Raw genomic sequence first — 14,519 nt, 5'->3', positions numbered from 1 at the left:
TCGAGGTCAGGGGCGCGTTGTCGTCTTCGAGGGTTGCCCGACGGCGCGACGCGATCAGCGCTGAGCGCTGCGGATGGCGGCGGCGAGACGGTCGGGAGTACGGGTCGAGATCGTCCACGCGCTGACCGGGTCGGCGGGGTCGTCGTTCGGGACCACGACCACGCCGTCGATTCCGCCGCGGATGAGGTGCCATCCGCGTGCGGGAAGACCTGTTCCACGGGCATCCTTCGCCTCGGTGCCGGTCAGCGCGAGCGGATCGCCGAGATGGGCGACGTCGATGTGCGCACGTGCGGCGCGGAGCACGCCGTCCTCGACCGACACGATCGGCGTGATGAGGATGAAGAGCGCGACGAGGATCGCGGAGACGGCGGCGCCGGCGACGAGAGCGACGGTCGCACCGACCGGGACGAAGATGAGGGCCACCATGGGGCCCGCGAGGGCGACCGTGACCAGGAGCCACAGGCTCGGCGAGAGTCGTTCGCGATAGCGCGATCGTGCGTCGGTGGTGGGGTTCTGCATTAGCCTCATGGGGTGACCGATTCCGTTGATATCCCCATTATCGCCGCTCAGCCGCCGGTCTACGCGCATCCCGGCGACGCCGGAGCGGACCTGACGGCGGCGGAGGCCGTGCGCCTCGAGCCGGGGGAGCGCGCCCTGGTCGCCACCGGAGTGCGCATCGCGCTTCCGGACGGATACGCCGCATTCGTCGTGCCTCGCAGCGGTCTCGCGGCGAAGCACGGCATCTCCATCGTGAACTCGCCGGGGACCGTCGACGCGGGGTACCGCGGCGAGATCAAGGTGAGCCTGATCAACACCGACACCCGGAGCGCGTACGATGTGGCGGTCGGCGATCGCATCGCGCAGCTGATCATCATGCCGGTGACGCGTGCCGTCTTCCACCCGGTCGACGAACTGCCCGAGAGCGTTCGCGGCGAGGGCGGATTCGGATCCACCGGATACCAGGCAGGGAAGAGCAATGACTGACAACACCCCCACTCCTCAGGAGTCCGCACCGCTGAACCGCGCCGTGGACGGACCGTTCGACGACTCCGAGGCGAACCCGGTTCGCCCCTACATCGACCTCGGCGGCATCAAGATCCTCCCGCGTGAGGGTCTGAACCTCCGCCTCGAGGTCGAGGAGCAGTCGAAGCGGATCGTCGCGGTCGGTCTCGACTATGCGGACTCCTCGTTGCAGGTGCAGCCGTTCGCGGCTCCGCGCTCCGGCGGCCTGTGGGACGAGACCCGGGTGCAGCTCCGCGATCAGGTGAAGGCGCAGGGCGGCCGGGTCGAGGAGCGAGAGGGCTCCCTCGGCAAGGAGCTGCTCGCCGAGGTCCCCGCCGCCGCCAACGAGGGCGCAGGGCTCCGTCTCGCACGATTCATCGGCATCGACGGCCCGCGGTGGTTCCTCCGGGGCGTGATCGGCGGTGCTGCGGCATCCGATCCCGACGCTGCCGCGAAGGTCGAGGACCTCTTCCGTTCGATCGTCGTCGTGCGCGGTGGATCGCCGATGCCTCCCCGCGACCTCATCCCGCTGAAGATGCCGGCCACGCCGGGATCGGCGTGAGCGGCGACAGCCCGCAGGGCGACCGCGAGCAGTCGGCCTCGGAGATCCTGGGCGCGGCCCTCAGCGGCGCCGCGCGTCGCGCCGGGGTCGACCCGGCCGAGGGCGCGAACACCCACACGGTGGTCTGGTCCGCGATCGGCGGATGGAGGGGGATCCTCGAGTCGGTCCTGCCGAGCCTCGCCTTCGTGATCCTCTTCACGATCAAGCCCGAGCCGCTGATCCTGGCACTCGGCGTCTCCGTCGGTCTCGCCGCGGTGTTCACGATCGTCCGCCTGCTGCAGAAGTCGCCGCCGTCCGCCGCGATCGGCGGACTCGTGGCTGCGGGGGCGGCCGCTGCGCTGGCGCTGATCACCGGACGCGGGCAGGACAACTTCGTGCCCGGACTGATCACGAACGCCGCCTACGGGACGGTGCTTCTGGTGACCGCGTTGATCGGCTGGTCGCTCATCGGAATCGCCGCGGGCTTCCTCATGGGAGAGGGGATGGCCTGGCGCCAGGACCGGCGCAAGCGTCGCGCGTTCCTCTGGCTCGGTGTGGCGTGGGCGGCTCTGTTCTTCGCGCGCCTCGCCGTGCAGCTCCCGTTGTATCTCGCGGGCGAGGTCACAGCGCTCGGCACTCTCAAGCTCATCATGGGACTCCCGCTTTTCGCTCCCATGGTCGCCGTCACCTGGCTCGTCGTCCGTGCCCTGTACCCGCAGGACAAGCGGGGCGCGTCGGCGGCGGAGACGACCTCCGAGGCGTGATAGATTTATCTTGACATCAAGATAAATTGCAGGGCTTCTGCCTGAAGGGTCGAAGGCGCAGACTGGTTAGGTACGCCTTGCTAGCCCCGGCCCCTCCCAGGCGAGCAAGATGGAATCGCCTGTCGCTTCCATCAGATCAGAAGGAGACGGAATCGTGTCCACGGTGAACAGCTTCGGTGCCAAGAGCACCCTGACGGTCGGCAGCACCGACTACGAGATCTTCCGCATCGACACGGTGCCCGGTTTCGACAAGCTCCCCTTCAGCCTCAAGGTGCTGCTGGAGAACCTCCTTCGCACCGAGGACGGCGCGAACGTCACGAAGGCGCAGATCGAGGCGCTCGGATCGTGGGATGCCGCGGCCGAGCCGAACACCGAGATCCAGTTCACGCCGGCGCGCGTCGTGATGCAGGACTTCACCGGTGTGCCCTGCATCGTCGACCTCGCCACGATGCGCGAGGCCGTGACGGCGCTCGGCGGCGATGCGAACAAGATCAACCCGCTCTCGCCGGCAGAGATGGTCATCGACCACTCGGTCATCGCCGACCTGTTCGGTTCCGACAACGCCCTCGAGCGCAACGTCGAGATCGAGTACGAGCGCAACGGCGAGCGTTACCAGTTCCTCCGCTGGGGCCAGACGGCATTCCAGGACTTCAAGGTCGTCCCCCCGGGCACCGGCATCGTGCACCAGGTCAACATCGAGCACCTCGCCAAGGTCATCTACGACCGCACCAACGGCGGAGTGCTCCAGGCCTACCCCGACACCTGCGTCGGCACCGACTCGCACACCACGATGGTCAACGGTCTCGGCGTGCTCGGCTGGGGCGTCGGCGGTATCGAGGCGGAGGCCGCGATGCTCGGCCAGCCCGTGTCGATGCTCATCCCGCGCGTCGTCGGCTTCAAGCTCTCCGGTGAGATCCCCGCGGGCGTCACGGCGACCGACGTCGTCCTCACCATCACCGACATGCTGCGCAAGCACGGTGTCGTGGGCAAGTTCGTCGAGTTCTACGGTGAGGGTGTGGCGTCCGTGCCGCTCGCCAACCGCGCCACGATCGGAAACATGTCGCCGGAGTTCGGTTCGACGGCCGCGATGTTCCCGATCGATGACGTGACGCTCGACTACCTGCGCCTGACGGGGCGCAGCGAGGAAGCGGTCGCGCTGGTCGAGGCGTACGCGAAGGAGCAGAAGCTCTGGCACGACGCCTCGCAGGAGCCCGTCTTCAGCGAGTACCTCGAGCTCGATCTCGGTACCGTCGTTCCCTCGATCGCCGGCCCGAAGCGCCCGCAGGACCGCATTCTCCTCTCCGAGGCGAAGTCGCAGTTCGAGCAGGACATCCTGAACTACGCCACCGCGTCGACCTCGGACGACGTCGTCGATCTCGAGTCGAAGCACTCCTTCCCGGCATCCGACCCGGGCGCCGTCCCCGGCGAGGAGGAGCCGCGCACCACCCGTCCGGTGCACATCAACAGCGGAGCTCCGGCGAACGCCTCCAAGCCCGTGCCTGTCACGACGCCCGACGGCGAGAAGTACATCCTCGACAACGGCGCCGTCACGCTTGCGGCGATCACCTCGTGCACCAACACGTCGAACCCGTCGGTCATGATCGCCGCCGGTCTCGTCGCTCGCAAGGCGCTCGAGAAGGGCCTCAAGCAGAAGCCGTGGGTCAAGACCACGCTCGGCCCGGGGTCGAAGGTCGTCACCGACTACTACGAGAAGTCCGGTCTCGACAAGGACCTCGAGGGTCTCGGGTTCTACACCGTCGGCTACGGCTGCACGATCTGCATCGGAAACTCCGGTCCACTGATCGAAGAGGTCTCCGAGGCGATCAACTCGCACGATCTGGCCGTCACCGCGGTGCTCTCGGGCAACCGCAACTTCGAAGGCCGTATCAGCCCCGACGTGAAGATGAACTACCTCGCGAGCCCGCCGCTCGTGATCGCCTACGCGCTGGCCGGCTCGATGCACTTCGACTTCGAGAACGACTCGCTCGGCAAGGGCAGCGACGGCAGCGACGTCTACCTGAGGGACATCTGGCCCTCGCCCGACGAGGTGCAGGAGATCGTCGACTCGTCGATCTCGCGCGAGCAGTTCATCAAGCAGTACGCCACCGTGTTCGACGGTGACGAGCGCTGGCGCAGCCTGCCCACGCCGGATGACGCGATCTTCCAGTGGGACGAGGACTCTACCTACGTGCGCAAGGCGCCGTATTTCGATGGCATGACGATGGAGCTCACCCCGGTGAAGGACATCCAGGGTGCTCGTGTCATGGCGACCCTCGGCGATTCGGTCACCACCGACCACATCTCGCCCGCCGGAAACATCAAGCCGGGGACGCCGGCCGCGCAGTACCTCACCGAGCACGGTGTCGACCGGAAGGACTTCAACTCCTTCGGTTCGCGTCGCGGCAACCACGAGGTGATGATCCGCGGAACGTTCGCGAACATCCGTCTGAAGAACCTCATGGTCTCGGCCGTCAACGACGGCGCCATCGTCGAGGGCGGCTTCACCCGCGACTTCACCCTTCCGGGCGGCCCGCAGTCGTACATCTACGACGCGAGCATGAACTACCAGGAGCAGGGAACGCCCCTCGTCATCTTCGGCGGTAAGGAGTACGGTTCCGGTTCGTCGCGCGACTGGGCGGCGAAGGGCACCAGCCTGCTGGGCGTCAAGGCCGTCATCACCGAGAGCTTCGAGCGCATCCACCGCTCGAACCTGATCGGTATGGGCGTCGTCCCGCTGCAGTTCCCCGCTGGGGAGAGCTGGGAGTCGCTGGGCCTCGACGGCACCGAGATCGTCTCGATCGCGGGGCTGGAAAAGCTCAACAACGGCGTCACCCCCAAGACGGTGCGTGTCACGGCCACCCCGAGCGAGCACTCGCCCGAGGGCAAGCAGGCCGTCGAGTTCGACGCGGTCGTGCGCATCGACACCCCCGGTGAGGCGGATTACTACCGCAACGGCGGCATCCTGCAGTACGTTCTGCGTTCGCTCGTCTGAGCATTCCGAGAAGGGGATCCGGTGCATCGTAGCCGGGTCCCCTTCGTCATGCCAGGGGGTGCGCCTCCCGGGGGATTCCCCGGGGTTGGCGGTACCATCGATGAGGCCCCGGGCACCGAGTCCGGCGCCGACGACACAGTAGGTGAGGAGGTGCCGATGCCCATTCTTCCGAGCATCTCAGGACCCAGGGACCTCGACGGTCTGAGCGCCGAGCAACTGACCGATCTCGCACAGGAGATCCGCGACTTCCTCGTCGAGAACGTCTCCCGCACGGGCGGGCATCTCGGCCCGAACCTCGGCGTCGTCGAACTGACGATCGCCCTGCACCGCACGTTCTCGTCGCCGGACGACCCCTTCATCTTCGACACCGGCCACCAGTCCTACGTGCACAAACTCCTCACCGGGCGTCAGGACTTCTCGGGTCTGCGCGTGCGTGGTGGTCTCGCCGGATACCCGCAGCGCGGAGAGAGCCCCCACGATGTCGTCGAGTCCTCCCACGCGTCCAGCTCGTTGAGCTGGGCGGACGGGGTGTCCCGGGCGCTGACGGCCACCGGTCGAGCGGACCGCCATGTGGTCGCGGTCGTCGGTGACGGATCGCTCACGGGCGGCATGACGTGGGAGGCGCTCAACAACATCTCCGACGACAACGACCGCAACCTCGTGATCGTCGTCAACGACAACGGCCGCTCCTACGCTCCGACCATCGGCGGGATGTCGCGCTTCCTCAACCGTGTGCGTACCGCCGCCGCGTACAAGGACCTCCACCACAAGTCCGATCGGCTCTTCCGGGCCTTCGGCCCGGTGGGGCGCGCGGTGTTCCGCGGCGTGCGAGGAGGAACGCACGGGTTCCTCTCGCGCTTCACGAACAACGAGGCGCTCTACTCGAACCTCGACATCAAGTACCTGGGCCCGGTCGATGGCCACGACCTCCCGGCGCTGCTCGAGACCCTCGAGCTCGCGAAGTCCTACGGTGCTCCGGTCATCGTGCACGCGATCACCGAGAAGGGACGCGGCTATCAGCCGGCGCGCGACGACGACGCCGACCAGTTCCACGCCGTCGGCAAGATCGACCCCGCGACGGGGGAGACCCTCTCGTCGGGCGGCCGCGGATGGACGGATGTCTTCTCCGACGCGCTCGTCGACATCGGGTGCCGCCGCGACGACGTGATCGGCATCACGGCCGCGATGCTCCGCCCCACGGGCCTCGCCCCCTTCGCCGAGCGCTTCCCGGATCGGGTCTACGACGTCGGTATCGCCGAGCAGCACGCCGTCGCTTCAGCCGCAGGACTCGCGTACGGCGGTCTCCACCCCGTGGTCGCGGTGTATGCGACCTTCATGGGGCGCGCCTTCGACCAGGTGCTCATGGACGTCGCGCTGCACCGCGCCGGCGTCACGTTCGTGCTCGACCGTGCCGGCGTCACCGGTCCCGACGGGCCGAGCCATCACGGCATGTGGGATCTCGCGATGCTGCAGATCGTGCCGCACATCCGTATCGCGGCTCCGCGCGACGGCATCCGACTCACGGAAGCGCTGGAGGAAGCCGTCGAGGTCGATGACGCACCGACGGTCATCCGGTTCCCGAAGGGAGAGGTCGCGGCCGAACTCCCTGCCCTGGACCGTCTTCACGACGGGGTCGACGTCCTGGCGCGGGGCGAGAGCGAAGACGTACTGATCGTCGCCATCGGTCCGTTCGCGGCGATGGCCATGGATGTCGCGGATCGGTTGCGCGCGCAGGGGATCGGAGCGACGGTCATCGATCCGCGCTGGGCGATCCCGGTGCAGCCGTCGGTGGTGGCTCTCGCCTCACGTCACCGTCTCGTCATCACGCTGGAGGACGGCATCCGCGTCGGAGGAATCGGCACGCGGGTGCGTCAGGTGCTGCGCGAAGCGGGCATCGATACGGCCGTCGACGAGCTCGGCCTCCCCGACGAGTTCCTCGATCACGCCTCGCGAGAGCAGATTCTCGCCGACGCCGGCCTGACCGCGTCGAAGATCGCGCAGGATGTCGTCGCCCAGGTGCTCGGCACGAGAATCCCCGTGGCTCGGAGCGCGGGCGAGACCGGCACGATCGACCTCCCGCTGCACGAGCAGCGCTGACCCGCCAGAGTCGACGGCTGCTCGGTCAGTTGAGTGCGTGCAGGGCGGCCACCGCCCGCGCATCGCGATCGGTGTCGCGGAGCGCCGTCGACAGCAGGTAGCCGTCGGTGAGCGCGTCGCCGGTGACCATGACGCGCACGAGCTCGACCCCGCAGGCCCGGCGCACCTCTTCGGCACTCGCGGCGATGACGCGGGTGTTGATCTCGTCGTTGTGCGGGAGTTCTGCCCCGTCGAAGCCGCGGATCACATCGCGGAGGGCGGCGCCGACGATATTCGACGCACGCTCCTTGACGTTCACGACATCGAGCTCGAAGACCCGAAGATCTCGTCCCGTGGGGATCGGTCTCCACTCGAACGACGCGTGGACGCGATGCTGGTGCCCCTGCGCCCCCGTCATCTCGCGCGCGGGGAGGTCGGTCGCCCGGCACCTCACGTCGATGAGTTTGTACCAGTAGAACAACGGGAACGCGCCGTGCGAGCCCGGGTGGAGCACGACCACTTCGCCGACGGCACCGCCGCGACCGGTGGGACGTCGCTGCGGACGGTTGCGGATGATGGGCTTGCCGTTGCGGGTGCGGATCGCCGCCCAGCCCTCGTCCACGGTCACGATGAAGATCTTCAGGAGCGCCGGAACGACCAGCAGGATCGTGAGGATCGCGGTCCCCGTCTTCAGCAGACCCGAGAGTCCCTTGCCGCCCAGCATCGAGAGGAGCATGTCCATGCACACCACTGTGCCTTCTCCGCCGGGGCGAGAGCGTCGTGAACGGGCACCTGGACGCGCTGTTCACACGCTGTTCCGTGCTCGTTCGCCCCGCCGCCGCTCGATGAATACGGGGCGGATTCGGCGCCTGCGGGTGACTAACCCAGGCGGTCGAGGGACTCGGAGACGATCGCTGCGACGAGGTCGTGGGCGCGCGAACGATCGCCGTCGACGAGACCGACCCGGGTGCGTCGATCCAGCACGTCATCGGTCGTCAGCGCGCCTTCGTGGAGCACCGCGTACTCGACGTCGGCGCGCGTGATCCCCGGCCCGCTCAGGAGCGGCTCCCCGAGCGGCACATCGCGATCGACGAGGCGGAGCGTGGCGGTACGGCTCGGCGGTGCCGAGAGCCCTCGCGCGCGTACGGCGAGATCGACGGCGTCTTCCGCCATGCGTCGGTACGTGGTCAGCTTTCCGCCGAGAACGTTCACGAATCCGGCATCCGAAAGCTGCACGAGGTGACGTCGGGAGATGTCGGCGGTGGAGTCCGCACCCGTGTCCACGAGCGGGCGCAGTCCCGCGAAGGCACCGCGCACGCTCGCGCGGTGCACGGGGACGCGCAGCACGCCGTTGAGGAGGGAGAGCAGGAAGTCGATCTCCTCCTCGGTCGGCATCGCCACGCGGGGAATCGCACCGGGCGCGTCCTCATCGGTGAGTCCGACGATCACCCGACCGTGCGGTTGCGGGAGCGCGAAGACGTAGCGGCTGATCGAGCCGGGGTGAGGAATCGTGAGCGCGGCGCCCGGATGCCCGAGATCCGCCGCATCGAGCACGATGTGGGTGCCGCGACTGGGCCGGAGGGTGAGGTTCCCGTCGAGCGTCCCTGCCCACACCCCGGTCGCGTTCACGACGGCGCGCGCTCGGATGTCGAGCGATTCACCGGTGAGGACGTCGAGGGCCCGAGCGCCCTCCGCATGCAGGGAGACCGCGCGCACCCGCGTGAGGATCAGCGCTCCCTGCGCTGCGGCGGTGCGGGCGACCGTCGTGACCAGTCGAGCATCGTCTTCGAGTTGGCCGTCGAAGGAGATCATCCCTCCGCGCAGTCCGTGCGGGGCCAGCCCGGGCGCGAGCGCCAGCGCTCGACGGCGACCGACGAATCGCGGCGGCGGCAGCACCCTTCGCGGTGTTCGTGCGCGCAGTCGGAGGGCATCTCCCATCGTCATTCCGACGGCCCCCGCCGCGCGCTGGCGCACGGTGATTCCGGACGCGAAGGGAAGCAACTGGGGCAGCGGACGGATCAGGTGCGGAGCGATCGCGGTCATCAGGAGATGCCGTTCCTCGGCGCTCTCTCGCGCGGTCGCGACATCCCCTGTCGCGAGATAGCGGAGGCCGCCGTGGACGAGCTTCGAGCTGAAGCGGCTGGTGCCGAACGCGAGGTCCTCCGCCTCGATGAGAGTCACGCTGAGGCCCCGCGCCGCGGCGTCGAGTGCGGCGCCGACGCCGGTGATCCCGCCGCCGACGACGAGGAGGTCGGTGACGTCCTCCGCCGCCCGGAGGAGTTCGGCACGCCGCCTCGCGACGTTGAGGGCGGCGGATGCGGTGCTCATGACCGGAGATGCCCGTCGAGGGCGGCGCGGAGTTCGCTCTCCCAGGTCGCATCGTCGATGAGTTCGGCGACGGTGCCCTGGGAGAGTACCGCCGACTGAGCGATCAACAGGGTCATGACGGCGATCGCGCGTGGATCGCCGCCGCGGACGGACCCGCCGCGCTGGGCGGCGGCGATCGACGCGCCGAGCCATTCCAGGATCAACCGCTGGCTCGAACCGACGCGTTGCAGTGTGTAGCGGGTGAAAGCCTCGGGTTCGTCAGCGAGCAGGTGCGCATACACGGGGTCGGCGTAGAAGAGGCCGGAGAATCTGAGCACGTCGGCGACGAGATCGCTGCGGTGAGCCGCCGGCTCCGGGAACGACGCGAGGATGACGGTCACCCGGCGCAGGAGCGCGGAGCGGACCACGTCGTCGGCGTCGCTCCAGTGCCGGTAGAGGGTCGGGCGGCTGAGTCCGGAACGGCGGGAGAGTTCGGCGATGGTGACGCCGTGCACTCCGCGTCGGATGAGGAGTTCGTCGGCGGCATCGAGGACACGGGCCTGGGTCGCATCCCAGGTCGGTGCCGCTGGTTGACGTTCTTCCATGATCTGTCACACTGTAACGCATGAACTCGAATTCCGGCGAGGTCGACGACGATCTCCCGATGCGCTGGAACGGCTGGGGTGATCCGCACCGGGCCGCTCCGCTGTCTCGCGCCGTCCGCGCCCTGCTCCCGCTGCTCCTCGGTCGACTTCGCCGCCCCGAACCGGCGGTGGACATCGAAGACGTGACCCTTGCGGCCTCGGCGCTGACGGACGAGGATCTGGCTGCGCTGGTCGGCGCGGTCGGGACAGCGGGCATCGACACGACGGACGAGGGACGGATCCGCCACGCGCGAGGACGATCCACCCCGGATCTGCTGCGTGCCCGCCAGCGGGCGCAGGAAGCACCGGATGCCGTCGTCCACCCGGCCACGCATGACGAGGTGCGCGCCGTGCTCGACGTGGCGTCGGAACGGCGCATCGCGGTGATCCCGTTCGGAGGCGGCACGAGCGTCGTCGGTGCGCTCCATCCGGAACGGGGTGCGCACCGCGCGGTGATCAGCCTCGACACCCGGCGTCTATCCGGGCTGCTGCGGTTCGACGAGGTCGCGGGGGAGGCGCTGCTCGGCGCGGGGACGACGGGACCCGTGGCCGAGAACCTCCTGGCGGCGCGGGGACACGAGCTCGGCCACTATCCGCAGAGCTTCCGCTACGCGACGATCGGCGGCTTCGCCGCGGCGCGATCGTCCGGGCAGAACTCGGCGGGGAACGGTCGATTCGACGGCATGGTCACCGGCATCCGGGTGGCGACGCCGACGGGCGACCTCGATCTCGGGCGTGCTCCCGGGTCGGCCGCGGGGCCGGATCTGGCCCGGCTCTTCCTCGGGTCCGAGGGAACGCTCGGCGTGATCACGGAGGTGCGTGTGCGGACGCATCCCGTGCCGCGCGGGCGGATCTTCGAGGCATGGACGTTCCCGGACTTCGTCACGGGTGCCGATGCTCTGCGCCGGGTGGCGCAGCACGGACCCGGACCGACCGTGATCCGTCTGTCGGACGAAGCGGAGACGGCCGTGAGCCTGGCTCAGGTCGGCCGGATCGGGCGACTCCTCGCGCGGGGGGCAGGCGCGGTGACGGTCTTCGAAGGCGGCGATGCCGCCGGGCGGCGCGAGCGCACAGCCGAGATCCTGCGGGCTGCCGGTGGACAGTCCGCGGGCGAGGAAGACGCCGCGGAATGGCTCCGCGGACGCTTCGACGGCCCGTACCTGCGCGACGCGCTGCTCGACGCCGGGGTCTTCTGCGAGACGCTCGAGACGGCGACGACGTGGTCGAACCTCTCGGCGTCGAAGAAGGCGATCGAAACGGCGCTGAAGACGGGGTTCGAGGATGCCGACGCGCGGTCGTACGTGATGTGCCATGTCTCGCACGTGTATCCGACCGGGGCGTCGCTCTACTTCACGGTTCTCGCCGGCATCCAGGGTGATCAGCTCGCCGTCTGGGAACGCGTGAAGGCGTCGGTGAACGACGCGATCGTCGGATCGGGCGGAACGATCAGCCACCACCATGGCGTCGGTCGGGACCACGCGCCCTGGCTCATCGATGAGGTCGGTGACACCGGTCTGCGCATCCTGCGGGCGGTCAAACGCGAGCTCGATCCCCGCGGCATCCTCAATCCCGGGGCTCTGCTCGGGCATTCGCCGGAGGTCTGACATGGGCACGCACATCGCCGTTCTGTCCAACCCGTTCGCCGGCAAGGGGCGCGCACGCTCGGATGCGGCCGTCGCGGTCGCCCGTCTGCGCGACCGTGGGTGCGAGGTGCACGAGTTCGCCGGGACATCCGCAGCAGAGACCGCTGAGCTCGCGGCGCGGGCCCTGAGCGCCGCACCGCGCGCGCTGCTCGTCGTCGGGGGCGACGGCACGCTCGCCGGGATCCTTCCCGCGCTGCGGGATTCCTCGGTGCCGATCGCGCTGGTCCCGGCCGGGACCGGCAACGACCTCGCCCGCGCTCTGGGGCTCGCCCGGAGGAATGCTGCGGATGCGGCCGATCTCGCCCTCGATGGTGTCGTGCGCCACGTCGACGTGGGGGAGGTCAGCAGCGCCGGTCGCACCACCCCGTTCCTGACGGTGGCGGCGCTCGGTTTCGACGCGAAGGTGAGTGATCGCACGAATCGGTTGCGTTGGCCGCGCGGGGCGCTCCGCTACTACCTGGCCGTCCTGATCGAGGTGGTGCGCCTGCACCCGATGCGCTTCACGGTCGGCGTCGATGAGCGGACGCCCGCGGCTACGGTAGGAACGCTCGTCGCTGTCGGCAACACGTCGAGCTACGGCGGGGGGATGCCGATCTGTCCGACGGCGGCGCCCGACGACGGGCAGCTGGATGTCGTGCACGTGGCGCCGATCGGTCGCGTGCGGTTGCTGCGCCTCTTCCCGCTGTTGCTCCACGGTCGCCATCTCTCCCGCCCTGAGGTCACGCATCGACGGGCACGAACGGTGACGGTGTCGGCACCGGGTCTGGTGGTGTACGCCGACGGGGAGCGGATCGCGACCGACGAATGCACCATCGGTGTGCGGACGCGGGCACTCTCGATCCTGGTACCGGCGACGAAGGCGCGCCCGCGTGACTGAGTTCGACGAGGACGTGGTGGTCGTCGGCTCGGGGTTCGGCGGTGCGGTTGCAGCGCTTCGCGCAGCGGAGAAGGGATACCGCGTGCGCGTCTACGAGGCCGGGAGACGCTTCGAGGACGACGACTTCGCGAAGACCAACTGGAACGTGCGGCGCTATCTCTGGGCGCCTCAGCTGGGATGCTTCGGCATCCAGCGGATTCACCGGCTTCCGCACGTGATGATCCTCGCGGGCGCCGGTGTCGGCGGCGGCTCCTTGAACTACGCCAACACGCTGTACCAGCCCGGCCCTGCGTTCTTCGGCGACGATCAGTGGCGAGGGATCGCGGACTGGGAGCAGGAACTCGCGCCGCACTACGCGACGGCGAAGCGCATGCTCGGTGTCGTCGAGCGATATCCGCACACCGGTCCGGTCGAGAAGATCATGGCGGGAGCGGCGGAAGATCTCGGTGTCGGTGCGACGTTCCGGCACGCGCCGGTGGGTGTGTGGTTCGGGAAGCCGGGGGAGCGGGTGCCCGATCCGTACTTCGGTGGCGAAGGGCCCGAGCGCACCGGATGCACCCTCTGCGGGAACTGCATGGTCGGATGCCGTGTCGGCGCCAAGAACACGCTCATGAAGAACTACCTGCCGCTGGCCGAGCGGCGCGGTGCCATCATCGAAGCGATGCGAACGGTCGTCGATGTGCGGGCGCTCACGGGCGGAGGATTCGCCGTCACGACCCGAGGCAGCGGATGGGGCAGGCGCACCCGTACGGTCACCGCGCGCGACGTCGTGCTGGCCGCCGGCACGTGGGGAACGCAGCAGCTGTTGCACCGCATGCGGCGTTCGGGGGCCCTGCCGCGCGTCTCCGAGACGATCGGGAGGTTGACGCGCACGAACTCCGAGGCTCTGGACGGCTCGGTCGCGGTCTCCGTTCCCGCATCGCTGGAGCTCGCACGGGGGGTCGCGATCACGACCTCGTTCCACATCGACGACCGCACGCACGTCGAGAACGTGCGCTACGGACCCGGGTCGAACCTCATGGGCGCGCTCGCGACGGCTCTCGTACCGGGCGATCGCGGTCTCGTCGGCCGCCTCGCCGGCCTCGTCGGGCAGGTGATTCGCGCGCCGCTGCGGATGGCGCGTCTCTCGTCGTTGCGCCGGTGGAGCGAGCGCGGCATCATCGCGCTCGTCATGCAGACCGCGGACAACTCGCTCACGCTGTCGCTCCGGCGCAGGTGGGGGCGGCTGACGCTGACCAGCGCGCAGGGGCACGGTGCGCCGAACCCGTCTCACCTCCCACAGGCGCATCGTGCCGCCGAGGCGATCGCGGCGCGGATGCAGAGCGACGGCGGCGTGTCCGCGGCGGCGCGCGGATCATGGCCCGAGGTGTTCGGAGTTCCGCTGACCGCCCACTTCCTCGGGGGAGCGGTGATCTCCGACTCCCCGCGCACGGGCGTGATCGATCGCTACCACCGCGTGTGGGGTCATCCCGGGTTGCACGTCGTCGACGGTTCGGCGATGCCCGCGAACCCCGGCGTGAACCCTTCGCTCACGATCACCGCTCTCGCAGAGCGCGCTCTCTCGTACTGGCCCGAGGCAGGCACCGAGGACGGTCGTCCCGGTCAGGAGCGGCTTCTCGGAACCTGAGAGACGGATGCCGGGAACGATGGAGGGGCCGTGCGAAACCGCACGG

General features: G+C 69.1%; 12 protein-coding genes. 8 read left to right on the top strand and 4 right to left on the bottom strand.

Annotation, left to right across the window (positions count from 1 at the left end):
* Nucleotides 1-54 precede the first annotated feature (54 nt).
* On the bottom strand, nt 55-519 hold the full coding sequence (locus ACFY9N_RS08800; RefSeq protein ID WP_391478101.1) for a DUF3093 domain-containing protein: 465 nt from the start codon (nt 517-519) through the stop codon (nt 55-57).
* Nucleotides 520-531: 12 nt separating this feature from the next.
* On the opposite strand from ACFY9N_RS08800, the gene dut reads away from it, so the two are divergent.
* The 5 genes from dut to dxs all read left to right on the top strand — a co-directional run bounded on the left by dut (nt 532) and on the right by dxs (nt 7,396).
* Entirely contained in the window at nt 532-984 is a 453-nt protein-coding gene (dut, locus tag ACFY9N_RS08795; RefSeq protein ID WP_391478100.1) for a dUTP diphosphatase, read from the top strand.
* Nucleotides 977-1,564 (top strand): DUF3710 domain-containing protein, encoded by a 588-nt coding sequence (locus ACFY9N_RS08790; RefSeq protein ID WP_391478099.1) that lies wholly within the window; start codon nt 977-979, stop codon nt 1,562-1,564. Before dut ends, ACFY9N_RS08790 begins: the two co-directional genes overlap by 8 nt.
* Nucleotides 1,561-2,307, top strand: a complete 747-nt coding sequence (locus ACFY9N_RS08785) for a DUF3159 domain-containing protein (RefSeq protein WP_391478098.1) — start codon at nt 1,561-1,563, stop codon at nt 2,305-2,307. Before ACFY9N_RS08790 ends, ACFY9N_RS08785 begins: the two co-directional genes overlap by 4 nt.
* Nucleotides 2,308-2,461: 154 nt before the next feature.
* On the top strand, nt 2,462-5,299 hold the full coding sequence (locus tag ACFY9N_RS08780) for an aconitate hydratase (RefSeq protein ID WP_391478097.1): 2,838 nt from the start codon (nt 2,462-2,464) through the stop codon (nt 5,297-5,299).
* A gap of 156 nt (nt 5,300-5,455) precedes the next feature.
* A complete protein-coding gene (gene dxs / locus ACFY9N_RS08775; protein WP_391478096.1) occupies nt 5,456-7,396 on the top strand; it encodes a 1-deoxy-D-xylulose-5-phosphate synthase in 1,941 nt (646 codons plus the stop codon).
* A gap of 25 nt (nt 7,397-7,421) precedes the next feature.
* Here the strand turns inward: dxs and ACFY9N_RS08770 are convergent, their stop codons facing one another.
* From ACFY9N_RS08770 to ACFY9N_RS08760, 3 genes are all read right to left on the bottom strand, one after another.
* Nucleotides 7,422-8,117 (bottom strand): SPFH domain-containing protein, encoded by a 696-nt coding sequence (locus tag ACFY9N_RS08770; protein ID WP_391478094.1) that lies wholly within the window; start codon nt 8,115-8,117, stop codon nt 7,422-7,424.
* Between the two features lie 137 nt (nt 8,118-8,254).
* On the bottom strand, nt 8,255-9,703 hold the full coding sequence (locus ACFY9N_RS08765; RefSeq protein WP_391478093.1) for a glycerol-3-phosphate dehydrogenase/oxidase: 1,449 nt from the start codon (nt 9,701-9,703) through the stop codon (nt 8,255-8,257).
* Nucleotides 9,700-10,287: a TetR/AcrR family transcriptional regulator gene (locus ACFY9N_RS08760; protein ID WP_391478092.1), complete on the bottom strand. Its 588-nt coding sequence runs from the start codon at nt 10,285-10,287 to the stop codon at nt 9,700-9,702. Before ACFY9N_RS08760 ends, ACFY9N_RS08765 begins: the two co-directional genes overlap by 4 nt.
* 20 nt (nt 10,288-10,307) lie before the next feature.
* Here ACFY9N_RS08760 and ACFY9N_RS08755 point away from each other — a divergent pair, with 20 nt between their 5' ends.
* Genes ACFY9N_RS08755 through ACFY9N_RS08745 form a run of 3 tightly spaced genes read left to right on the top strand, consistent with a single transcriptional unit; the run spans nt 10,308 to nt 14,473 of the window.
* Nucleotides 10,308-11,930, top strand: a complete 1,623-nt coding sequence (locus ACFY9N_RS08755) for an FAD-binding oxidoreductase (RefSeq protein WP_391478090.1) — start codon at nt 10,308-10,310, stop codon at nt 11,928-11,930.
* Nucleotide 11,931: 1 nt separating this feature from the next.
* Nucleotides 11,932-12,846 (top strand): YegS/Rv2252/BmrU family lipid kinase, encoded by a 915-nt coding sequence (locus ACFY9N_RS08750; RefSeq protein ID WP_391478089.1) that lies wholly within the window; start codon nt 11,932-11,934, stop codon nt 12,844-12,846.
* Nucleotides 12,839-14,473: a GMC oxidoreductase gene (locus tag ACFY9N_RS08745; RefSeq protein ID WP_391478088.1), complete on the top strand. Its 1,635-nt coding sequence runs from the start codon at nt 12,839-12,841 to the stop codon at nt 14,471-14,473. Before ACFY9N_RS08750 ends, ACFY9N_RS08745 begins: the two co-directional genes overlap by 8 nt.
* The last annotated feature ends 46 nt before the right edge of the window (nt 14,474-14,519 follow it).

This window comes from Microbacterium sp. NPDC008134 (assembly GCF_042957055.1).
In the GTDB taxonomy this organism is placed as follows: Bacteria; Actinomycetota; Actinomycetes; order Actinomycetales; family Microbacteriaceae; genus Microbacterium.
The sequence above is the reverse complement of the archived record's forward strand: the minus strand, read 5'-3'. Positions and strand labels throughout refer to the sequence as shown.

Excerpts from the sequence above, each read along its gene's own strand:
- ACFY9N_RS08770 (WP_391478094.1), bottom strand. The coding sequence starts at position 8,117 with ATGGACATGCTCCTCTCGATGCTGGGCGGCAAGGGACTCTCGGGTCTG.
- ACFY9N_RS08760 (WP_391478092.1), bottom strand. The coding sequence starts at position 10,287 with ATGGAAGAACGTCAACCAGCGGCACCGACCTGGGATGCGACCCAGGCC.
- dxs (WP_391478096.1), top strand. The coding sequence starts at position 5,456 with ATGCCCATTCTTCCGAGCATCTCAGGACCCAGGGACCTCGACGGTCTG.
- ACFY9N_RS08750 (WP_391478089.1), top strand. The coding sequence starts at position 11,932 with ATGGGCACGCACATCGCCGTTCTGTCCAACCCGTTCGCCGGCAAGGGG.
- ACFY9N_RS08755 (WP_391478090.1), top strand. The coding sequence starts at position 10,308 with ATGAACTCGAATTCCGGCGAGGTCGACGACGATCTCCCGATGCGCTGG.
- ACFY9N_RS08765 (WP_391478093.1), bottom strand. The coding sequence starts at position 9,703 with ATGAGCACCGCATCCGCCGCCCTCAACGTCGCGAGGCGGCGTGCCGAA.
- ACFY9N_RS08790 (WP_391478099.1), top strand. The coding sequence starts at position 977 with ATGACTGACAACACCCCCACTCCTCAGGAGTCCGCACCGCTGAACCGC.
- ACFY9N_RS08800 (WP_391478101.1), bottom strand. The coding sequence starts at position 519 with ATGCAGAACCCCACCACCGACGCACGATCGCGCTATCGCGAACGACTC.